The sequence below is a fragment of the Flavobacterium sp. LC2016-13 genome, from assembly GCF_009707955.1.
Classification (GTDB): Bacteria; Bacteroidota; Bacteroidia; order Flavobacteriales; family Flavobacteriaceae; genus Flavobacterium.
In genome coordinates, this window is the sequence record NZ_WMDQ01000001.1 from 378,766 (window position 1) to 399,769 (window position 21,004).

General features: G+C 32.0%; 21 protein-coding genes. 14 read left to right on the top strand and 7 right to left on the bottom strand.

Annotated features, from left to right (window positions below; genetic code table 11):
• Positions 1 to 2 precede the first annotated feature (2 nt).
• Genes GKZ86_RS01720 through GKZ86_RS01735 form a run of 4 tightly spaced genes read left to right on the top strand, consistent with a single transcriptional unit; the run spans position 3 to position 5,018 of the window.
• Complete coding sequence (locus GKZ86_RS01720) at positions 3 to 743, top strand: isoprenyl transferase (RefSeq protein ID WP_154781405.1); 741 nt, start codon at positions 3 to 5, stop codon at positions 741 to 743.
• A complete protein-coding gene (locus GKZ86_RS01725) occupies positions 676 to 3,432 on the top strand; it encodes an outer membrane protein assembly factor (RefSeq protein ID WP_154781406.1) in 2,757 nt (918 codons plus the stop codon). Before GKZ86_RS01720 ends, GKZ86_RS01725 begins: the two co-directional genes overlap by 68 nt.
• A gap of 48 nt (positions 3,433 to 3,480) precedes the next feature.
• Positions 3,481 to 4,500: an OmpH family outer membrane protein gene (locus GKZ86_RS01730; RefSeq protein WP_154781407.1), complete on the top strand. Its 1,020-nt coding sequence runs from the start codon at positions 3,481 to 3,483 to the stop codon at positions 4,498 to 4,500.
• Between the two features lie 14 nt (positions 4,501 to 4,514).
• On the top strand, positions 4,515 to 5,018 hold the full coding sequence (locus GKZ86_RS01735) for an OmpH family outer membrane protein (RefSeq protein WP_194632575.1): 504 nt from the start codon (positions 4,515 to 4,517) through the stop codon (positions 5,016 to 5,018).
• A 57-nt stretch (positions 5,019 to 5,075) separates the two neighbouring features.
• Here GKZ86_RS01735 and GKZ86_RS01740 read toward each other — a convergent pair whose 3' ends face one another.
• Together GKZ86_RS01740 and GKZ86_RS01745 are read right to left on the bottom strand one after the other, a co-directional pair.
• Entirely contained in the window at positions 5,076 to 7,256 is a 2,181-nt protein-coding gene (locus tag GKZ86_RS01740) for a TonB-dependent receptor (RefSeq protein WP_154781408.1), read from the bottom strand.
• 69 nt (positions 7,257 to 7,325) lie between these two features.
• Positions 7,326 to 7,655 (bottom strand): DUF6660 family protein, encoded by a 330-nt coding sequence (locus GKZ86_RS01745; RefSeq protein ID WP_154781409.1) that lies wholly within the window; start codon positions 7,653 to 7,655, stop codon positions 7,326 to 7,328.
• A gap of 136 nt (positions 7,656 to 7,791) precedes the next feature.
• Between GKZ86_RS01745 and murI the strand changes: the two genes are divergently transcribed.
• Positions 7,792 to 8,568 carry a glutamate racemase gene (gene murI, locus GKZ86_RS01750; RefSeq protein WP_154781410.1) on the top strand — a complete coding sequence of 259 codons (777 nt, stop codon included), beginning with the start codon at positions 7,792 to 7,794 and terminating at the stop codon, positions 8,566 to 8,568.
• A 4-nt stretch (positions 8,569 to 8,572) separates the two neighbouring features.
• Here murI and GKZ86_RS01755 read toward each other — a convergent pair whose 3' ends face one another.
• Both GKZ86_RS01755 and GKZ86_RS01760 read right to left on the bottom strand, forming a co-directional pair.
• A complete protein-coding gene (locus GKZ86_RS01755; RefSeq protein ID WP_154781411.1) occupies positions 8,573 to 9,808 on the bottom strand; it encodes an aromatic hydrocarbon degradation protein in 1,236 nt (411 codons plus the stop codon).
• Positions 9,808 to 11,133 carry a DUF4270 family protein gene (locus GKZ86_RS01760; protein WP_228526611.1) on the bottom strand — a complete coding sequence of 442 codons (1,326 nt, stop codon included), beginning with the start codon at positions 11,131 to 11,133 and terminating at the stop codon, positions 9,808 to 9,810. Before GKZ86_RS01760 ends, GKZ86_RS01755 begins: the two co-directional genes overlap by 1 nt.
• A 231-nt stretch (positions 11,134 to 11,364) precedes the next feature.
• On the opposite strand from GKZ86_RS01760, the gene GKZ86_RS01765 reads away from it, so the two are divergent.
• The 6 genes from GKZ86_RS01765 (at position 11,365) to GKZ86_RS01790 (ending at position 16,209) form a co-directional block, all read left to right on the top strand.
• Positions 11,365 to 12,204 carry a DUF6268 family outer membrane beta-barrel protein gene (locus GKZ86_RS01765; RefSeq protein ID WP_154781412.1) on the top strand — a complete coding sequence of 280 codons (840 nt, stop codon included), beginning with the start codon at positions 11,365 to 11,367 and terminating at the stop codon, positions 12,202 to 12,204.
• Between the two features lie 16 nt (positions 12,205 to 12,220).
• Complete coding sequence (locus GKZ86_RS01770; protein ID WP_154781413.1) at positions 12,221 to 13,228, top strand: kelch repeat-containing protein; 1,008 nt, start codon at positions 12,221 to 12,223, stop codon at positions 13,226 to 13,228.
• Positions 13,212 to 13,550, top strand: coding sequence for a DUF4907 domain-containing protein (locus tag GKZ86_RS01775; RefSeq protein ID WP_228526610.1), 339 nt, complete (start codon positions 13,212 to 13,214; stop codon positions 13,548 to 13,550). Before GKZ86_RS01770 ends, GKZ86_RS01775 begins: the two co-directional genes overlap by 17 nt.
• Positions 13,551 to 14,663, top strand: a complete 1,113-nt coding sequence (locus tag GKZ86_RS01780; protein WP_154781414.1) for a sensor histidine kinase — start codon at positions 13,551 to 13,553, stop codon at positions 14,661 to 14,663.
• Between the two features lie 9 nt (positions 14,664 to 14,672).
• Positions 14,673 to 15,383, top strand: coding sequence for an intradiol ring-cleavage dioxygenase (locus GKZ86_RS01785; protein WP_154781415.1), 711 nt, complete (start codon positions 14,673 to 14,675; stop codon positions 15,381 to 15,383).
• Between the two features lie 109 nt (positions 15,384 to 15,492).
• Positions 15,493 to 16,209 (top strand): LytTR family DNA-binding domain-containing protein, encoded by a 717-nt coding sequence (locus GKZ86_RS01790; protein ID WP_154781416.1) that lies wholly within the window; start codon positions 15,493 to 15,495, stop codon positions 16,207 to 16,209.
• Positions 16,210 to 16,302: 93 nt separating this feature from the next.
• Here GKZ86_RS01790 and GKZ86_RS01795 read toward each other — a convergent pair whose 3' ends face one another.
• Both GKZ86_RS01795 and GKZ86_RS01800 read right to left on the bottom strand, forming a co-directional pair.
• Positions 16,303 to 16,815, bottom strand: a complete 513-nt coding sequence (locus GKZ86_RS01795; protein ID WP_154781417.1) for a gamma carbonic anhydrase family protein — start codon at positions 16,813 to 16,815, stop codon at positions 16,303 to 16,305.
• A gap of 12 nt (positions 16,816 to 16,827) precedes the next feature.
• Positions 16,828 to 17,817 carry a type IX secretion system membrane protein PorP/SprF gene (locus tag GKZ86_RS01800; protein WP_154781418.1) on the bottom strand — a complete coding sequence of 330 codons (990 nt, stop codon included), beginning with the start codon at positions 17,815 to 17,817 and terminating at the stop codon, positions 16,828 to 16,830.
• Positions 17,818 to 17,960: 143 nt separating this feature from the next.
• On the opposite strand from GKZ86_RS01800, the gene GKZ86_RS01805 reads away from it, so the two are divergent.
• The 3 genes from GKZ86_RS01805 (at position 17,961) to GKZ86_RS01815 (ending at position 20,320) form a co-directional block, all read left to right on the top strand.
• The gene (locus GKZ86_RS01805) at positions 17,961 to 18,860 is read left to right on the top strand and encodes a NifU family protein (protein WP_154781419.1); all 900 of its coding nucleotides are present in this window, start codon (positions 17,961 to 17,963) and stop codon (positions 18,858 to 18,860) included.
• A 158-nt stretch (positions 18,861 to 19,018) separates the two neighbouring features.
• Positions 19,019 to 19,414, top strand: coding sequence for a YtxH domain-containing protein (locus GKZ86_RS01810; protein WP_154781420.1), 396 nt, complete (start codon positions 19,019 to 19,021; stop codon positions 19,412 to 19,414).
• Positions 19,415 to 19,507: 93 nt separating this feature from the next.
• A complete protein-coding gene (locus GKZ86_RS01815) occupies positions 19,508 to 20,320 on the top strand; it encodes a mechanosensitive ion channel family protein (protein ID WP_154781421.1) in 813 nt (270 codons plus the stop codon).
• A gap of 6 nt (positions 20,321 to 20,326) precedes the next feature.
• Here GKZ86_RS01815 and tsaB read toward each other — a convergent pair whose 3' ends face one another.
• The gene (gene tsaB / locus GKZ86_RS01820; RefSeq protein WP_154781422.1) at positions 20,327 to 20,998 is read right to left on the bottom strand and encodes a tRNA (adenosine(37)-N6)-threonylcarbamoyltransferase complex dimerization subunit type 1 TsaB; all 672 of its coding nucleotides are present in this window, start codon (positions 20,996 to 20,998) and stop codon (positions 20,327 to 20,329) included.
• Positions 20,999 to 21,004 lie beyond the last annotated feature (6 nt).

The window sequence follows — 21,004 nt, forward strand, 5'->3', positions numbered from 1 at the left end:
AAATGAACTTAATAGACTCTATAGACCTAACAAACCTACCTAAACATCTGGCCATTATTATGGACGGTAATGGACGTTGGGCAAAGCAACAAGGTTTTTTGAGAGCTTTTGGCCATGAAAACGGTACAAAATCTGTAAAAAAAACAATTACAACTTGTGCAAAACTTGGTATCGAATACTTAACACTTTATGCTTTCTCTACAGAAAACTGGAATCGTCCTAAATTGGAGGTTGAAGCTTTGATGAAAATATTGATCAATTCTTTAAAAAAAGAGCTTGGTACTTTGCAAGAAAACAATATCAGGTTAAATGCAATTGGAAATCTTGAGAAATTGCCAAAAAGTGCTCAAAAAGAACTTTTAGATGTCATCGATAAAACCAAAAATAATACGCGTCTTACCTTAACACTGGCCTTAAGTTACGGATCAAGAGAAGAATTGGTAAATGTCGTAAGAATCATCAGTGATAAAGTTAAAAATAATATAATTTCAATAGACACTATTGACGATTCAATTATAAATGAGCATCTTTACACGCAAAATTTACCAGACGTAGATTTATTAATACGAACAAGTGGAGAACATAGAATAAGTAATTTTTTGTTGTGGCAGATAGCCTATGCAGAGTTATATTTTACTAATGTCTTATGGCCAGACTTTAAAGACCAAGATTTATATGAGGCTATTATTAGTTATCAAAAAAGAGAACGTAGATTTGGAAAAACCAGTGAACAAATTAAATAATTTTTTAGTGTTACAAAAAAGAATACAAATAGTCTTTACCCTTCTTCTATTGGGTAGTTTTTCACAAATAAAAGCACAAGAAAGAGTTCCTTTTGATCAAGGAAAAAAATATATTCTTGCTAAAGTTTCTGTTGTTGGTAAAATAAGCTTCAATGAACAAACCGTTGTTACCTTCTCTGGCCTTCAAAAAGGACAGGAAATAACTGTTCCCGGTGAAGAAATCAGTGGTGCAATTAAAAAACTGGGCAAACTTGGCCTTTTTGATGAGATCTCTTTTTATGTAAATAAAATTGATAACGATAGTATTTATCTGGACTTAAACATTATTGAACTTCCGAAGTTAAACGAAGTTAAATTTGTCGGTATCAAGAAAGGTAAAGTCGAAGGATTAATTAAGGATAATAACCTGACAAAAAACAAAATTGTCAACGAAAACTTAATTACTACAACTAAAAATTATATTGAAAATAAATATAAAAAAGAAGGTTATTATAACACTAAAGTTACTATTACAAATACACCTGACACTACTGCCGGAAACCACGTAAACATGCTTGTTCGTGTAGATAAAGGTGATAAGGTAAAAATTAGCAAAATTGACTTCATAGGCAACGAAAAACTTACTGATAATCAGTTAAGATCAGCTATGAAAGATACAAAGCAAAAAAACATTTTCCGTGTTCTGAAAAAGTCAAAATTTATTCCTGAAAAGTACAAAGCTGACCTAGAAAAAGTTATTGCTACCTATAAAGAAAAAGGATATCGTGATGCGCGTATTATATATGACTCTGTTACTTATAACAAACAGAAAAATATGCTTGCTATCAAAATTAATCTGGAAGAAGGAAATAAATATTACTTTGGAAATATTAAATTCTTAGGAAATACAGTTTATTCAGACCAACTTTTGAATCGTTATTTAGGAATCAAAAAAGGAGAAACTTATAATGGTGTTTTGCTTGAAAAAAGAATTGCCGATAAGACAAAACCTGACGCAGAAGATATAACAAACTTATACCAAAATAACGGTTATTTATTCTCTAATATTAATGCTGTAGAGGTAAAAACTGTTAACGATACAATTGACTTTGAGATTAGAGTTACTGAAGGTCCAATTGCATATTTTAATAAAATATCGGTTGTTGGAAACGACAAAACGAACGATCATGTTATTTACCGTGAGTTAAGAACTAAACCGGGTGAAAAATACAGTAAAGAACAGTTGGTTAGAACTATTCGTGAAATTGGACAATTAGGATTTTTTGATCCTGAAGCTATCGATCCTAAATTTAAAAATGTTGATGCAGCAGCAGGAACTGTTGACATTGAATATCACGTAGTAGAAAAAGGATCTAGCCAGGTAGAACTTCAAGGAGGTTACGGTGGTGGAGGTTTCATTGGAACCTTAGGATTATCGTTTAATAACTTCTCTGCCAGAAACTTATTTAAAAAAGATTCTTATAAGCCTTTACCAATGGGAGATGGACAAAAAGTATCACTTCGTTTGCAAGGAAGTACTTATTTCCAAACGTATAGTTTATCGTTCTCTGAGCCATGGTTTGGTGGAAAAAAACCAGTACAATTTAGTTCATCTTTATCGTACAGTAAGCAGTTTTTGAATGATTATGCTACAAGACGTGTAGATAAAAGCAAAAGTTTTAATATTTTTACAGTACAAGTTGGTCTGGCTAAAAGGTTAACAGTACCAGATGATTATTTTGTCTTATCTCAATCGGTAAGTTACCAACACTATGATTTAAATAACTATAACACAGGTTTATTTACTTTTGGTAACGGAGCATCAAGAAACTTAGCTTACACTATCGGAATTTCAAGAAGTAATAAAGGGGTTAACCCAATATTCCCTACATACGGATCTGAATTTAGTATTTCTGCCAAAGTAACACCTCCATACTCATTATTTAACAATATTGATTACGGTGATCTAAAAAATCAAAAAGAATACAAAACAAGATATACAGGAACAACAACAATTACCACTGCAGATGGATCAGCAATAAGCCCTGGTGATTATACAAAAACACAAACTGTAAATGGTCAGTCAACTACCGTAAGTGTGGGATCTGATTACCAAAGTGCAGATACTGATGTTGGTAAAGTCGATCAAAAGAGATACAACTGGTTAGAATATTATAAAATTAAATTTAAAGCAGATTGGTATACTAAAGTATATGGTAAATTAGTTTTAAGAACATTAACCGAATTTGGTTTCTTAGGAGCTTATGATCAAGCAAGAGGTGTTGTACCTTTCGAGCGTTTCTATTTAGGAGGAGACGGAATGGCGAACTACTCTATGGATGGTAGAGAAACGATTCAGTTAAGAGGTTATCCAAATAACTCATTAACACCAGTAAATAGTGCAGGAGAACAAATTGGAGCAACAATTTATAATAAATTCTCTATGGAATTACGTTATCCAATTACATTAAAATCATCAGCATCTATATATGCCTTAACATTTTTGGAAGCCGGATCATCTTATCCAACATTCAAAGAATACAATCCGTTTGATTTGAATCGTTCTGCAGGTGTTGGTTTACGTGTATTTATGCCGGCATTTGGATTATTAGGTATTGATTTTGGTTATGGTTTCGATGCTTTACCTGGCTCTGTTACAAACAAGGCAAACGGTTGGGAAACACATTTCATTATTGGACAACAGTTTTAGTACAAATTTTAGTACATTTGGTTAAAAATTTGAAAATAAAGTAATGTTATGAGGAAACAGTTTTTATTTATATTTTTAGCCTTGATTGTAGTATATACAAGTCAGGCTCAGACAAGGACGACAAGGATTGGGTATATTGACATGGAATATATACTGGAGAATGTCTCTGATTATAAAGAAGCAAAAGCCCAGTTAGAGCTAAAAGCTCAGAAATGGAAACAAGAAATAGAGGCCAAAAAGTTAGAAATTAATAATCTTAAAGAAAGTCTTAAAGCCGAAAAAGCTTTACTTACGAAAGAACTTATTGATGAAAGACAAACTGAAATTAAATTTCTTGAAGATGAAATGTTGTCTTATCAGGAAAAGCAATTTGGAGCTGACGGAAATTTAATAAGACATAAAGCGGCTTTGGCAAAGCCAATACAAGATCAGGTTTTTACAGCTGTTCAGGATATTGCCGAAGCAAAAAATTATGATTTCGTTTTTGATAAGTCATCAGATTTAACAATGCTTTTTAGCAATAAAAGATTTGATATTAGCGACCAGGTTTTACGTATATTAAACAGAACTGATAAACGTGAGCAATTGACTAAAAAACAATTGAAAGATCAGGAAGTTAAAGAAAAACGTGAGAATGAAATTGATGAAAATCCGGCAATGGCTGATCGACAAAAAGTATTAGATCAAAGAAAAGCTGCCAGAGAAAAATTAATTGAAGACAGAAGGCTGGAGCAAGAAGCTAAGAAAAAAGAATACGACGATAGAAGAAAAGCAATTGCTGCCGAAAGAGAAGCTAAAAAAAATGGCACGGTTTCTGAACCAGCAAAAACTGAAACAACAAAAACTGATGCTAATACAAATGCTGCTACAGCAAAACCTGTATCAACAACAACAGAACCTGCAACAACTACTGAACCAGTAGTTGATAAAGCCGCAGAAAGACAAAAACTTTACGAGCAACGTAAAAAAGAATTAGAAGAAAGAAAAAAGAAAATTCTTGAAGAAAGAGAAGCGGCTAAAAAAGCAAAAGAAGCCGAAACACAAAAAACAAATACGACCGATAATTAATTAATATTTTAAAAATGATGAAACAAATCAAAACTTTACTAATTGCTGCCATGTTAGTTTTAGGAGCAAGTAACACAATGAATGCACAAGCTAAGGTAGCTCATGTTGATGTTAGCGAGATTATGTCGAAAATGCCTGCAATGCTTGACGCTCAAAATCAACTTCAAAAATTAAGTGGTACATACGATGCGGAATACAAAAAAATGGTTGACGAATATCAAGTAAAAATCAAAAAGTATGAAGCTGAAGCTGCTACTGTAACTGAAGCTGTAAACGGTGAACGTTCTAAAGAAGTTCAGGACATGCAAAAAAGAATTGTAGATTATAGAGACAATGCTCAAAAAGAACTACAACAAAAAGAAACTGATATCGTAAAACCTTTAATGGAAAAAGTAAGAGCTTCTATTCAAAAAGTTGGAAAAGCTAAAGGTTTCCAATATGTATTAGACGGTTCAACTCTTTTATTAGCTGATGGTCCAAACATTACTGCTGATGTTAAAAAAGATTTAGGATTCTAAGAAATACATTCTATTATAAAAAAGGCTCAACTTAAAAAGTTGAGCCTTTTTTTTGTGTTATAATTTTATCTTCACTCCTCCATTAATGGTAAAGCCTTCAGTATGCATCCAGATATCATCAAAAGTTGGTGCATTGTGTGGGTCATTTACCACTCTTTTATAATTACTTTGTCTCGTATCTGTAAAGTTTTCAAAATTGATAAAAAAGGCAAAATTCTTCCATAATGTTTTTTCAATCATGAATCCAAATTCCCAATAGGTTGGAGTTTTGCTACCATTGTACAAATATTGCTCATCGGTAAAATAGCCTTCCAAACCCATTTTAAAATTATTCTCCTTTTCATAAATCAATGCCAGATTAACTTTGTTTTTTGGCATTAAAGGCAAAACCTGATTGCTGGTTAAATACTTCGCTTTTGCATCTGTAAAAGTATATCCAACAAAAAGCTTAAAATCTTCATGATAAATAAACTTTAAATTCGTTTCAAAACCATTACTTAAAACAGGATCCGCAGCATTGAAAAAGAAAGAATAACCTGTTTCATTTTGCAAAACCATTGGTTTACTGATTTGCGTAATAAAAAACATCTGATTGACAGAAAATTTTAAATCAGAAAAAATATTTCCTTTATAGTTTATATCTGCAGTTCCTCCAATACTTTTTTCTGCTACAACATTCTGTAAAGCTTGTACATTTTGATATTGCATCGTTTCTGTCTGTTCTGTAAAAACAGTTGGAATCTTATATCCTAAACCTCCGCCTACTCTACTGCTCCATTGCGAATTTATTTTAAATAATGCTGAAATCTTCGGCAAGAAAAAAGTTTGATTTTTAGAGAAATTAATATTCGAGTAAGATACATTATCAACTCGTAAACCATTTTCTAATTTGATGGTTTCAGAAACATCCCAGGTATGCTGAACGTACACTCCTGTTGTAAAAGATTTTGAATCTAAAATACCTGAGTTTCTTTGTTCAAAATTATCATAGACTACATTAGCACCTGTTATAAGAGTATATTTCTTTTTATTGATAACATAAGAAGCATCTGTAAAAGAATTTATATTAAGACCGGAAAACTTATACCCAGGAATATTGATTACCCTGTCAAAGAGACTTAAACTTTGTTTTAATTTAAAACTATTCTGATTTTCAAATTTCTTATCCAACTCAAAAGTTGTAGTGTTTCGAGTTGTTTTGTTTTTCTCAAAATAAACATGGTAGGCATCAGCATTTCCATCAATTACATGCATATCTCCACCTTCCATATTGGTGCTTGTATAACTGTTTCCCAGCATAAAACTAAACGTTTCTGAAGGATAATAAAACAAACGTGGATTTATGGTAAAATTGTGTGATTTTGGTGTTTCAGAAAAATCATCTTTATCTACATCATAGGCTTTCTGAAAATTTACTAATCCAAGTAAAGCATATCCAAATTTTCCTTTTCGCTGTGATGCATAAGCTCCAATATTAGTCTGACCAATATTAGATTGATTCAAAATGAAGTTATATTCACCTTTTTCTTTAGGAGTTTTAGATATAAAGTTAATTACTCCCGCAATTGCCCCTCCTCCATATAATGTTGAAGACGGACCTTTAATAACCTCTACTTGTTGTAAATCTAAAGGCGGAATTTCAAGAATACTTAAACCACTCGCGAAATTACCAAAGTTTGCATAACCATCTTTTAATAGTTGAGTATAGCGACCATCAAGGCCTTGCACACGAATACTTGCGCTACCACTCGTTGCTGATGTTTGCTGTACTTGTAAGCCCGTACTTTCGTGCAAAACCATACTTACATTTGCCGGTTTCATATTTGCCTTTTCATCCAGTTCTTCGGCATCTATAGATTCTATTCGTGTTGGAGTATTTTTGATCGTTCTGCTTGTACGTGTAGATTGTACAATAACCTCATCTAATTCCTCTTCCTCGCCCGGAGTCAATTCTACAGTTAAAACTTCATTATTCTTTTGAGGAAAAATTACGCTTATGAAGAAATTTTCATAACCTAAAAAACTAAAAACAATTTTATGTTCTCCGTTTTCAATGGCATTTAATTCTAAACTACCATTATTATCTGTTATTCCTGAAATAGTAGTTTCCTGAACCTGAACTGAAACACCAGTTAAATTTTCCTGAGTTTTGCTATCCTTTACGATAACTTTTAAAGTGTTTTGGCTATACATAAACGAACACGAGAGCATAGCCAAAATAATTATATATTTTGTCATTTGATATTAAATTAAATAAATACTAAAAATACCCGAAGCAAAAACTACGAGTAAAAAATCAATATTGATCTAACTTAGCTTTGGCGGTTGCCAAATACCTAAATAAATATCTTTGTAATTTCCAGAAATATATAAGTCATTTTGTCTTTTAGTTTCAACAAAACTTACGTTCTTATCTGCAGTAAAAATACTTTTCTGAAATTGAAAACCATGAACTCCACAACAAGCACAAGAACATAAAGGTGCGCACTGATCGTTTTGAAAATCTGATTTTTTATCTTGAGAATGGTTTTTATGAAGTTCTGTTTTTGCGAAAGAAGTACAATCATCTATATCATTACAAGGAAGTAATGACAATGCGACAAGATAGATTGAAAACAAAAAACAAATAAATTTCATGTCGTAAAGATAAAGAAATATTCTATGATCAGTTTACAAAAAAATGAATCCTATTTAGATAAATTTCAAAATTATTTAACCTAAAATTGAATAAAAAGTACGAATTTAGATTCTGAAAAATATGTAACTTTGCTTTATGACAAACAACAATCCTATAGGCGTTTTTGATTCTGGTATTGGTGGAACTTCCATTTGGAATGCTATTCATGACTTACTTCCCAACGAAAATACTATCTATTTAGCAGACAGCAAAAATGCTCCTTACGGTCAGCGAACCAAAGAAGAGATTGTTGCTTTGAGTAAAAAAAACGTAGATTTTTTAATTGCAAATAATTGCAAATTAATCGTCGTTGCTTGCAATACTGCAACCACAAATGCAATTCAGGAATTACGTGCTGAATATGACATCCCGTTTATAGGAATTGAACCTGCCATAAAACCTGCTGCAAATAATTCTAAAACACAAATTATTGGTATTCTGGCAACCAAAGGAACTTTGAACAGTGAGTTATTCAACAAAACTGCCGAAATGTTTCAACATACTACAATAATTGAACAAGTAGGTCATGGCTTGGTTCAACTTATTGAAGATGGTAATTTAAATTCTCCGGAAATGACTCAATTATTAGAATCATATTTACGACCAATGATTGATGCTAATATTGATTATCTGGTTTTAGGCTGCAGTCATTATCCGTATTTAATTCCTCAGATTAAACAAATACTTCCTGAACATATTCAGATTATCGATTCCGGAGAAGCTGTTGCGCGCCAAACTCAAAACGTATTACGTGAAAAAGTAGGCTTTTCAGAAGCAGAAAAAAAAGCGCCTGTTTTTTATGTGAATTCAAATCCTGCCGTATTAAAATCAATTTTAAACGACAAATACGACGTTATTGAAAAAGATTTTTAAATCGTTATTCAAATTTTCGCTTGACGAACCAAATTCCGTCTAAAGATAAATTAAGTGAGATTTTATGATAATTTTCTTTGATCAGATTATCTGAAATTCTTCCTTTTTGCCCATAAGAATACGATATATTCAACGCTGAATAAGTGTTGTCTATTGGTAATGAAAGCCCGAAAGAAATAGAAGCGTTATTGATTCTTTTTCCATCAACTTCTAGATAACCAGTATCAAAATTGGCGCCTGCACTATATTGAATACGATCCAGATATCTTCGAACATCTTTTTTGGCACTATAAGTAAAACCGAACGCAAATCTATCCTGATTAACAAAATTACCATACAGTTCAGATTGATTGGTACTATTCCACAAGCTTTTTTCATAATCCATTGTCAGGTTTAGATTATTTTTAAAACGCTTGCTAATCCCTACTCCAATCTCCAAAGGCATATAATAATCATCTGTATCTGAAGCAACATTAGATTCAACAGTAGTAACGACGTCGTTGGTTATCGTTTGAACTGTTTGCACCTTTGCCGCTTTTAATCTTGCTGGAGCTTTGAAAGTTGAGGCAATCGTAAAAGTAGAATCTATTTTGTATTGAGCTCCTAATGTTGCCCGCACGCCATTGTAATCTGTTTTTTTACTAATTGATGTAACTGAATTCGAAATTAAATAAGCCCTGTCATCTGAGGTATTTCCAAACAACACTGTTGCTGTAGCACCAATTGCTAATTTTTTACCAAATCGATATCCATACGAAAAGTCAAAATTATTTAATCCGCCAGAACCTGCTGCCGTTAAATAATAATATTCCTGACTATCAATTATGGGTAATTTTAAATTAGAAATTTTAAAAGCAGCACTAGAGTAAGGCCTTAAAGCCACACTAAATCCTGAATTCTTTGTAACAGGAAAAGCAAAAGCAATATGCGAGAATTGAAAATTATTACGTTTTTCAGACCTTGAACCACTTTCATAAGTTGTCGCAATAGCTTTGCCTCCAACATCAAACATAAAATGATTTAAAGGAAGATACGCTAATGAAGCAGGATTCAGATTATTAATAAATATACTTGATGGTAAGGCCATTCCCGAAGAACCAATAGAAGGAATTGAACCAAAATCTGAATCATACAAACTCCCTAAACCATATAATGAATAAGGTGAACTTGAAATACTTTGAGAAAATGAAGTTAACGACATTAAAATGAAGCAACTTAAAAAAGCTATTTTATTTTTCATTAATATGAGATGTAATAAATTTTCAACTGAATTTTATTGTTCAAATGTTTTTGATCTCCTAAAACAATTCTGTTGACAGATTTAGAAATTCCTGGCAATGTTAGAATAAGAGAAGATCTCGAATCTGATTGTTTCGTCACTTCTTTTTGAAGAAATCCGCCTACAGAAATTGAGTATCCAATATTTTCATTAAACTCATCCGTTTTTTGATTTAATCTTCCATAAACCGTAGCTCCTGCCGAATTTAATAATACACTGCTAATTCTATTTAAATTATCAGCGACATAAATACTTAAAGAATCTGCCAGAGGATATTCTTTTGAAAACGTATTGGTAACTGGTTTTAAAATCAGTTCGGCATCGACAATTGTGCCTTTATCAGCAATATACCTGAGCTGCTTTATATTAGGGAAATCAATCCGGCAAGCAACTCCTGCGCCTGATTGAATAAATCCCTGTCGGTTGGTTAGCGAACTGGATAATTTGCTGCTTGAAATAGGCAAATTTTGAATGAGTGTTCCTGTCTTATCAGACGAAATCGAATTGAATTGCTTAGTTGCATCTCCAATACTAAATTCTATAAAATACGATTTCTCATCTTCACCCTGATATTTAGAATAATACATTCTAACAACGCTTGTACTTGTGTTAAAACCAATAACACTAGAAGAATTAGATGTCGAAGGAACTAAAACAAGTCCTTTTAAATATTCCGTAAAACTATCAAGATCAGTGACTTCTTTTTTCTTTATTTTCTGAAAAAGAGCTTCACCAAATACAGGATCCATTTTTATATTAATAGAATCCTTTTCTACAGGCCTTGGTTTATAAGATATGCTGCCCAAACTTTCGGAGCCATACGTTAGAGTCGAATTATTATAAAAACTAACATCATCTGTTTTTGGCTTAATGGTTTGCAGGACTCTATGAATATCAAATGTTTGCACTTTTGTTGTATCTCCATAATGATAGTTATCATATCTTAAGATCATCGATATAGAATCAAAAACATAATTAACCGCTTCTGTATCAGAACCGTTATTAATTAAATTATAATTACTTGAAGATAATCGAAAATAACTTTCTGATTTTATTTTTCCAAAAATCGGATCTTCATAATTACCAACTAAAATCCGGCTCTGATTTGATGTTACCAATGAGTCGAAATTTATAGTAGAAAGATCAACTGTTACGGTATCAATTAAAATTACTTTATTATTTACAGCCAGATAATCAGATCCAACTACAAATTCGCCGGAATCTGTATCAGTACCACATGAAAGTATTGTAAGAGCAAAAAGAAACATCAATATAAACTTATGCATAATCGTATTTTTTGAACAAATATATAGGGCACAATTCTGCATTACACTATAACATATACAGTCTCGCTATTTTCACCTATAAATAGCAAAAAAACATCTACAATAGGTTTATGGCAACAAATAATTGGTTCAGCCATAAAAAACGGTATTTAGTCTATCAAAAAGCACCATACATATATCTTCTTTTTTTTAAAACCATTAGGCACCTACTTTTGAACCAATAATTAAGTAATGAAAATAAGGCTTTTAATAGGTTCTCTTTTTTTGATTTCGTTTTTGAACATGAAGGCTCAGGAAAAGTTTTCGGTTAATATGAATTTAAAAACAGAGCCCACTGACAAAATTGATTTTAATGAAGCAAGTATTGGAATATTTTTCAATGCCGCAATTAATTCAAAAAATGAAATAAAGAACACCATTGAATATTCGAATTTGAAAGTGAATTACGAACAGGGAAGCTTTAAAGCATTTGAAAATCTGGATCAATTTGTACAGATAAAAAACAAATTTGAAATCGCTCATACATTTTCGAGTCCAAAACTGAATCTTGCTTTAACGCCAACAGCTAATTTTCAGAGAAATTTGGAAGCATCTGATATAACGCTCTTAGGAAGTTTTGAAATAAGTCAGCAAATTGGCGCAAAGGCAAACCTTAATATTGGTGTTTCGAGAACAGCAATTTTTGGTTATCCTAAGTTCATTCCAACTTTATCATTTCAGTATAAAGTTAATGATAAAAGTGCTTTGTTAATTGGGTTTCCGGATTCTAAGATTTCATATTCGAATAATGTTCGAAATGCATTTAGTTTAACCAATAGCTTTAATGGCAATTTTTACAACTTAGATAATTCTTTAAATCAGGTAAATAATGCTGCAAAAGTTAGTGTATCACAAATGACTTCGGCACTTGAATATGAGCGAAATGTTGATAAAAATTGGTTTATAAATTTTAAAGCCGGTTACGATTTCAATAAGACGTATAATCTTATTGATGATAATAATCATAAGGTCTATGATTTTAATACCGGGAACGGATATATTTTGGGAATTGGCATCAAATACAAACAATAAATAAATTTAATACACTATGAATAATTTAAAAAATGGAATATTATTAGCGGCATTATTTTCGAGCCTCTTTTTTATAGGCTGCAGCAAAAGTGATGACGAAGATGATTTAATAGGAAACTGGGTTAAAAAATCTGCATTTGACGGACCTGCAAGATCTAGTGCTACTAGTTTTGTTATTGGAGATTATGCTTATATAGCAACTGGTTACACGGGAGATGTGTATTTGAAAGATTTATGGGCGTACAACTCAACAGGAGATTATTGGGAACAAAAAGCTGATTTTACAGGAATTGCAAGAAGTTCTGCTTCAAGTTTTACACTTAACGATAAAGGATATGTAGGGCTTGGTTATGATGGAACAAATAAATTGAAAGATTTTTACCAATACGATCCTACCAGCAACAGTTGGACTCAAAAAACGGATTTTGCAGGAACGGCACGTTACGCTGCTGTAGGTTTTCAGGCTGGCGGAAAAGCGTATTTTGGAACTGGTTATGATGGAAATTATTTGAAAGATTTTTATCAATATGATGATCAAGCCAATACATGGACACTTATGAATGGTTTTAGCGGAAACAAAAGACGTAATGCTTCTGTTTTTATAATTGACGATAAAGCTTACCTGGTAGCCGGAATTAATAATGGTGTTTTACAGGCAGATTTTTGGCAATTTGATCCTGCTGCAGATGTTTGGACAAGAAAACGTGATATCGATCAGGATAAAGATGATGACGATTCATTCAATGATGATTATACTATTGTTCGTTCTAATGCTTCTACTTTTTCTATAAACGGTTTAGGATATTTAGTTGGTGGTGAAGGTTTAAAAACAATTTGGGAATATACTCCAACTACTGACTTATGGGTTGAAAGAACTTCTATGGAAGGAGCTTCGAGAACTGACGCTGTTGGTTTTGCAATTAACAACAGAGGTTTTTATATGTTAGGAAGATTAGGTTCTACTTATTTTGATGATGCGTGGGAATTTAAACCTTTAGAGGAACAAAATGACGATGATAATTAATAGTAAAAAACAATTCTTCTGGGCCAAAATCCAGAAGAATTTACTTTTTATCCTGCTTGTTTTACTTTTGGCATCTTGCAAAAAAAGTGAAACATTTAAAACTGAATCTTTCAAAACCACATCAGGTTGGGGATATTCAATAGCTTATAAAAATAAAATTGTAATCAAACAATCCGTTATTCCGGTTTTAAGCGATACCAAAAGCTTTTCGACAGAAGAAGATGCATTAAAAGTGGGGAGTTTAGTAGAAAAAAAACTCCGCGATGGCATTTTGCCTACGGTAACAAAAAATGATTTAATTTTATTAAAAATAAAAATCTAAATGAATATAGGCGCCATTAAAAATACAAACTCTAACAAAATTTTATTCCATAGTATTATATGGACTTTCTTTATTTTGACTTCTTTAATTCAATTTTACGAAAGTCCTTTTAGTATCAATAATGATTTCTATGTACAATGGGCAACGGGAATTATTTTGTTTTATCTGAATTATTTTTATCTGGTTCCGGTTTTACTTTTAGAAAAAAAATATTGGCTTTACTTTGTTTTTGTATTTGCGCTAATCATAATTTTTATGGTTATCAGGATTAATTATTTTATTCCTGAATTTAAACACATAAGGCCACGAAACATGCCGCCACCGGGAAATATGGATGTAAGATTCATGTATAGAGGCGGAAAAGTAAGAGGTATAATGGCAACCAGGCATCAACCGCTGTTTTTTAAAATTGGGCCTTCTTTATTTTATATTTTAATTATTGCAATAAGCGCTATTATTAGAACATTAACCGAGTTTTATAATAATCAGCAAAATAAATTAATTGCCGAAACACATAGAACAAATACTGAATTAATATACTTGCGAAAACAAACGAATCCGCATTTTTTATTCAATTCTTTAAATAGTATCTATTCTTTGGCACACAAGAAATCTGATTTGGTCCCTGATGCCATCGTGACATTATCAGAATTAATGCGCTATATGCTGTATGAAACGGATAACAAAACGGTGGCTTTAGAAAAAGAGATCAACTATATTCAAAATTATATTGAACTGCAAAAACTAAGGCTTAATAATATCGAAGACATTGTAATAAACGTTCACGGTAATACCAAAAACAAGTTTATAGAGCCTTTATTATTGATTTCATTTGTAGAAAATGCTTTTAAATACGGGACTGATTATAAAGGGGCAGCCCATGTAAAAATTAAGATTTTCATATTAGATGACAATCTGGATTTCTGGATTGAAAACACTATTGAAAATTATGTAAAGGACCCTGAAAATTCAGGAATTGGTTTAGTAAACATTCAAAATCGACTTGATTTGCTTTATCCAAATGCACACGTACTCAACATAACACAAGATAATCAATATTATCGTGTCCATTTAAATTTAAATCTGGACAAAATTCAAACGTCAATAAATTAATATCACTTTATGGACAGAAAAAAATTCATCCGAAACAGTATTTTAGGAATTGCCTCATTAGCAACTGCTACAAAAATATTAGAATCCTGTTCAAAAAGCGACAACGACGATAACGGTTCAGAATCTTCTTCTGACGGAAGTTGTACTGTTTCGCCTTCAGAAACTAAAGGGCCTTTTCCAATCAAAACACCAAGTCAGTTAGTGTTAGAAAACATAAAATCAGACCGAATTGGAGTTGCATTGCTAATCAATTTGACTATTGAAAATCAAACTAAAGATTGTACGCCATTAGAAGGTGTTTTGGTCGATGTTTGGCATTGTGATAAAGACGGAAATTATTCTGAATATGGCGGCACTTCCATGCAACAAACAGATTATACATCTGTACATTTTTTAAGAGGAAGACAAACTTCAGATGCTAAAGGAAATGTTTCATTTCTGTCGATTTTCCCTGGTTGGTATCAAGGCAGAGCGCCGCATGTACATGTTGAAGTTTTAACTTCTTCGGGATCTTCATTATTGGTGACACAAATCGCTTTTCCTGAAAATGTTTCCAGCGAAGTATATTCAAGTACAAATTATTCTGCTCACGGTCAAGCCGATACTTCGAACACTAGAGACAATGTTTTTTCTGATAGTTTATCTGATGAATTAGCCACATTAACAGGAAATTTGACAGATGGTTATACATTAAGCAAAACTATAACAGTAAAAGCATAATTTACATGTAATAAAACCAGTATTTTATGAAAATTTTAAAACTTAATTCATTGGTTTCAAACTACTTTTGACTGCCGAAACAAATTTCTAAAAATTTAATCCAAAACAGATGAAATGTGTAATTATAGACGATGAACCTTTAGCGGTTGAATTATTAGAAGATTTTGTGCGAAAAGTAGATTCATTAGAATTAGTGAGCACTTTTAATAATGCAATTGATGCTGTTTCATTTATCAATCAAACCAATATCGATTTGATCTTTTTGGATATTCAAATGCCACATTTCTCGGGAATTGAATTTTTAAATACCATCGAAAAAAAACCTTTAATTATTTTTACCACAGCTTATTCTGATTATGCTGTCGAAGGTTTTAATCTTGGTGCTGTTGATTATTTAGTAAAACCAATTCCGTTTCATCGTTTTTTAAAATCGGTAGTACGAGCACAGCAGATTTTTAATCCGACTGCAGCAATTCAGGCCATTTCTGAAAATACAACTGCTCCTGAATTAGAACAGGATTTTATGTTTGTGAGAGCTGAATATGAAAATGTAAAAATGAATTTTTCGGATATTTTATTTATCGAAGGCTTAAAAGATTACGTGAAAATTTACACCACTGATAATAAATTTACCCTGACCTTAATCAGTCTGATAAAGTTAGAGAATTTACTTTCGAGCAAAGGATTTTCAAGAATTCACAGGTCTTATATTATCAATATAAAACATGTAAAATCAATTCAAAAAAATAAAGTTTTAATTAGCGATAAACGAATTCCTATTAGTGAAAGTTATAAAAATGCTTTCTTCGAAAGAATCAATTTATAATTTGCTTTTAACTTTCAAAATAAAAATTCCAAATTCCAAGAATGCTGACACACATTGGAATTTGGAATTTTTATTATTTGGGATTTCTTAAATTTATTCCTTAAACCAACCGGAATACATTACATAATTGTTCGAAATACGTTCGATTTCACCTGCAAAATCAGACTGATCTATATCTTTCACTTTTTTGGCAGGAACACCGGCATAAATACTTCCAGAAGTCACAACCGTATTTTGTGTTAAAACAGCTCCGGCTGCTACAATCGAATTACTTTCGATAACACAATTATCCATTACGATAGCGCCCATTCCTATTAAAACATTGTCATGAACGGTACAGCCATGAACAATCGCATTATGTCCAATCGAAACATTATTCCCGATAATAGTTGGATGTTTTTGGTAAGTACAATGAATAATGGCTCCATCCTGAATATTAACTTTATTTCCTATTTTAATAAAGTGAACATCGCCGCGAATTACAGCATTAAACCAAACACTGCAAGAATCTCCAAAAGTAACATCACCTACAATAGTCGCATTTTCGGCAACATAACAATCTTCTGGAATTACTGGAGATTTTCCGTTTACAGATTTAATTAACATAATAAAAAGTGTTTAATTAATAGCAGGACAGTTACAATCGTAACGTTCCTTGGTACAAAATAAATTGATTCCTAAAGTAATCTGGTGATAACCACCAGTATCAAATTTTACGTCTCCTGTAACTTGCGAATAGGTATAAGCAAACATAAAATTTTTATAATTGACACCAATAATAGGTGTAATATATTGCAGTTTTTGCGAAGCTACTCCGCTTCCGGCTCTATATTGTGCACCATCAAAACTTCTTCTATAGGATAATGCAGCCCACAAACTTCCAAAATCCATGTTTTTGTAAGCTTTTAAATTTACATCAATAGATTTTTCTTTCGTCTGATCAAATAACTGAAATAAAATAGAAGGTTCCCAGGTAATATTTTCTCTTTTGCCAAAAACATATCCGGCGCTAAATAGAAACTTTCTTAAATTATCGTTTTCATACTCTGTATAAATTTCTCTTCTGGTTTCAAGAACGCCCTGAACAGTAGCATGCGCATAAAAATCAAGATAATTATAAGATGCTCCGATATCTACATTAAAATAAGAATCTTTCTGGATCTGACCAAAAACAATGGGGTCAAAAGTTCCTCCAAATTTTGTTTCATCTAACTGACTCTGAATTACGCCTCCGCTAATACCAAATGAAAGCTGATTTAAATCGACTTCATCTCTCGAAAACATAATATGATGGGCATAGGTAAGCTTAAATCCTTTTTCAGAATGATATCCGTTTTTATCATTAAAAACAATAATTCCAGCACCTGACCTTTCTCCTATTCTTCCGTTAAAACTTAAAGTTTGAAGCGATGGCGCATCTTCCTGACCAAACCATTGTTTTCTGGCTGTTAGTCTTATTTTGGCACAATTCGCCGCACCAGCCATCGAAGGATGAATTAAATAATAATTATCTGATAAATAATCTGAATAAACAGGAATGCCTTCTTGAGAAAAAGAAAAAAAGGAGTTCAATAAAAAAAACAATAAAAGCCTGATTCTAAATTTCATAAAGGCAATAATATTTAAAAATATTGTCAGCTCTTCTATTTTAATACGATTAATTTGAAAAGAGTCTTAATTATTTTATTAAAAAATCAAATATAGCCATTAGTAGAAAATAACTTTCTTAAATTTGTAAAAAATTACCACTCATGACAAAAATCACTATAAGAGAAACTCAAAATCCTACTATCCTAAAGTTCGAATTTGAAGATTTCATCACTCAAAATCAAAATTTTGAGTTCAAAAATATCGATGAGGCTCAAGCATCACCACTAGCACAACAATTATTTTATCTTCCTTTTGTAAAAACAGTTTATATCTCAGGAAATTTTATTGCTATAGAAAGATATAGCATTGTAGAATGGGATGATGTACAAGATGCTGTTTCTGAACAAATTGCAGCGTTTGTAGACAAAGGCGGCGTTATTATTAAAATCGACGAAAATCAAGCTAAAAAACAACCTATTACGGTTTACGGAGAAACAACTCCAAATCCGTCAGCATTGAAATTTGTAGTTAGCAGAATGTTAACCAGAAATCCGGTTGAATATAAAAATATCGATCAGACTGCTTCTTCTCCGTTAGCAAAAGAATTATTCAAATTTCCGTATGTAAAAGAAGTTTTTATCGATGAAAATTATATTTCGGTAACAAAATATGATATCAACGACTGGCAGGAAATCACTTTAGAAGTTAGAACTTTTATCAAACAATTTATTGAAAACGGCGGAACTGTTTTAGACGAAAGTTTAATTGAAGTTACAACAAAAAATGATGTTACGAAGGATGAAAATTTTGATAAATTAGATGTTACTTCTCAACAAATTATAAATATCCTGGAAGAATATGTGAAACCGGCAGTTGCTGCAGATGGTGGAAATATTGCTTTTGATTCTTATAATGAAGATGACAAAACTGTAAAAGTTATTCTTCAGGGTGCTTGCAGTGGATGTCCGTCATCTACTTTTACTTTAAAAAGCGGAATCGAAAATATGCTAAAAAGCATGTTGAACGATGAAGGTATTAAGGTAGAAGCTTTAAATGCATAAAAAACACCTTTAAAAAATATGAAAAGCGCTTCAAATGAGGCGCTTTTTTTTATTAATGCATATCGTTCTAATTTCAATAAATTATTTTAAATACACGTTTTTCATATCTTCTAAATAGTTATATTGTTGTTCTAAACTAATAACCAAAAACTAGAACTATGGCATTATCTTCATTCTTTAAAAATTTATTTGGCTCGGCCAAAGAAACCACTACTGATTTGGCAAATAAAGCCGAAAGCACTTTTGAACAAGCAAAAGAAGAAGCTGCTCCTTTAATTAATAAAGCAGAAGTTTTTGCAGAAGAAACTTTCGCTAAAGTTAAAGAAGCTGCTGAACCAATATTGGAGAGTGCTGTAGAATATGCCAGCAAAGCAAAAGACATTGTAAGCGAATATGTTGAAAAAGCTTCCGATTCATTAAGTGATGTAATCGATTCTGCAAAAGAAAAAACTGCTGAAACAGAAACTGTGGTTTCAGAAACTGTGGTTGACGCCAGTGAAGAAACTAAAACAGCAACCGACGAAGCTGTTGATAATACTACAGACAAGGAATAAAAAATTACTTTTTTTCTTATAGCAATAAATATTTTTATATTTGCACTTTTAATACCACCTTCTCACCAGAGAAGGTTTTTTTATTTTGATAAAATGGAAATGAATTCAACCCAACTTAGCAATTACGCGACCCGATTTATTGGCGTATTGCTTGATTATTCCCCAAAATTAATCTCTGCAATCTTAATTTTATTTATTGGCTTATATGCGATAAGATTAATAAACAGAATTATTAGAAAAGTAATGATTAAGAGAAATCTTGATCCTACTTTAACCAAGTTTCTTGCTGATATTTTGTTATGGGCTTTACGCGTTTTATTATTTGTAACGTTTATTTCAAAACTGGGAATTGAAACTTCGTCGTTTGTTGCCATTTTAGGAGCAATGGGACTTGCTGTAGGTTTATCATTGCAGGGTTCGCTTTCTAATTTTGCAGGCGGAATGCTGATTATTGTTTTTAAACCTTTTAAAGTTGGAGACACAATTGAAGCGCAAGGCGTTATAGCAACGGTTTTAGAAATTCAAATTTTTGTTACTAAGATGCTTACGGGAAATAATCAGACTGTTTTTGTACCAAATGGCGCATTATCTAACGGAACAATTATTAATTATTCGATGCAGGGAGAAAGAAGGGCAGATTTGACCTTTGCCGTATCTTATGATTCTGATATTAAAAAAGCGAAGGATATTCTTTTGGATGTGTTAAACAAAAATCCTAAAGTACTTAAAAAGCCTGCTCCTGAAGTTTTTGTAAAAAACCTAACGGCAAGCTCTGTAGAATTTGCAGTGCGTCCGTGGGCGAAAAATGTAAATTACGGATCTGTTTTTTCTGAAACTTTAGAGAATTGCAAAGCAGCTTTAGACGAAGCAGGAATTGCTATTCAACCTTTTACACTTCAAAAATAAATAAGATTATTTTTTTGATGGCGGCGCTATCATAAAATCTTTTAAATAATAAGGTTCAAAATAAGCGACATCTACAGTGTCGCTTTTTTGATATTTATCAAAACTAATTTTACTCATTGCTGACGCTGAAGGATATTTGATTTCTTCTAAAAACACAAAATTATCTTTTGTTAAAACCGGTTTGCATTTATCGGCACAATCGCCAACAAAATAAACGGTTTCAGTAATAGCTGCAAACGAATTTTCATCAATAACTTCAGCCTGAATTGGTCTTTCGGTTTCTAAATTCGAATTAAAAATGGCACTGTAAACTTCCATTCTTCTGGCATCAAGCATCGGAATAATTTTTCCAACAGAAACTTTAGCCTGAGATGCTAAAGTTTGCAAAGTATCTACAGCAATTAACGGAAGGTTTAATGCAAAACACAATCCTTTTGCCGCCGAAACTCCGATTCGTAAACCTGTATAAGAACCCGGCCCCTGACTTACTGCAATGGCAAGTAAATCCTGAACGGTGATTCCGGCTTCGGCGATTATTTCTTCAATAAAAACATGAAGTTTTTCTGCATGCGAATAGCCTTCTTCTGCAATTTCCTTACATAAAATCGTCTCACCATTTTTTGCGATAGAGACTGAACAATTTTTGGTCGCGGTTTCGATATTGAGAATAAAAGCCAAAGTAGT

Bases quoted from the DNA above. Each gene is read 5' to 3' on its own strand.
- GKZ86_RS01725 (WP_154781406.1), top strand. From the start codon at position 676: ATGAGGCTATTATTAGTTATCAAAAAAGAGAACGTAGATTTGGAAAAA.
- GKZ86_RS01735 (WP_194632575.1), top strand. From the start codon at position 4,515: ATGATGAAACAAATCAAAACTTTACTAATTGCTGCCATGTTAGTTTTA.
- GKZ86_RS01755 (WP_154781411.1), bottom strand. From the start codon at position 9,808: ATGAAAAATAAAATAGCTTTTTTAAGTTGCTTCATTTTAATGTCGTTA.
- GKZ86_RS01785 (WP_154781415.1), top strand. From the start codon at position 14,673: ATGGACAGAAAAAAATTCATCCGAAACAGTATTTTAGGAATTGCCTCA.
- GKZ86_RS01790 (WP_154781416.1), top strand. From the start codon at position 15,493: ATGAAATGTGTAATTATAGACGATGAACCTTTAGCGGTTGAATTATTA.
- GKZ86_RS01815 (WP_154781421.1), top strand. From the start codon at position 19,508: ATGGAAATGAATTCAACCCAACTTAGCAATTACGCGACCCGATTTATT.
- GKZ86_RS01780 (WP_154781414.1), top strand. From the start codon at position 13,551: ATGAATATAGGCGCCATTAAAAATACAAACTCTAACAAAATTTTATTC.
- GKZ86_RS01760 (WP_228526611.1), bottom strand. From the start codon at position 11,133: ATGCATAAGTTTATATTGATGTTTCTTTTTGCTCTTACAATACTTTCA.
- GKZ86_RS01730 (WP_154781407.1), top strand. From the start codon at position 3,481: ATGAGGAAACAGTTTTTATTTATATTTTTAGCCTTGATTGTAGTATAT.
- GKZ86_RS01800 (WP_154781418.1), bottom strand. From the start codon at position 17,817: ATGAAATTTAGAATCAGGCTTTTATTGTTTTTTTTATTGAACTCCTTT.
- murI (WP_154781410.1), top strand. From the start codon at position 7,792: ATGACAAACAACAATCCTATAGGCGTTTTTGATTCTGGTATTGGTGGA.
- GKZ86_RS01770 (WP_154781413.1), top strand. From the start codon at position 12,221: ATGAATAATTTAAAAAATGGAATATTATTAGCGGCATTATTTTCGAGC.
- GKZ86_RS01720 (WP_154781405.1), top strand. From the start codon at position 3: ATGAACTTAATAGACTCTATAGACCTAACAAACCTACCTAAACATCTG.
- GKZ86_RS01775 (WP_228526610.1), top strand. From the start codon at position 13,212: ATGACGATGATAATTAATAGTAAAAAACAATTCTTCTGGGCCAAAATC.
- GKZ86_RS01740 (WP_154781408.1), bottom strand. From the start codon at position 7,256: ATGACAAAATATATAATTATTTTGGCTATGCTCTCGTGTTCGTTTATG.
- GKZ86_RS01765 (WP_154781412.1), top strand. From the start codon at position 11,365: ATGAAAATAAGGCTTTTAATAGGTTCTCTTTTTTTGATTTCGTTTTTG.
- GKZ86_RS01795 (WP_154781417.1), bottom strand. From the start codon at position 16,815: ATGTTAATTAAATCTGTAAACGGAAAATCTCCAGTAATTCCAGAAGAT.
- GKZ86_RS01745 (WP_154781409.1), bottom strand. From the start codon at position 7,655: ATGAAATTTATTTGTTTTTTGTTTTCAATCTATCTTGTCGCATTGTCA.
- GKZ86_RS01805 (WP_154781419.1), top strand. From the start codon at position 17,961: ATGACAAAAATCACTATAAGAGAAACTCAAAATCCTACTATCCTAAAG.
- GKZ86_RS01810 (WP_154781420.1), top strand. From the start codon at position 19,019: ATGGCATTATCTTCATTCTTTAAAAATTTATTTGGCTCGGCCAAAGAA.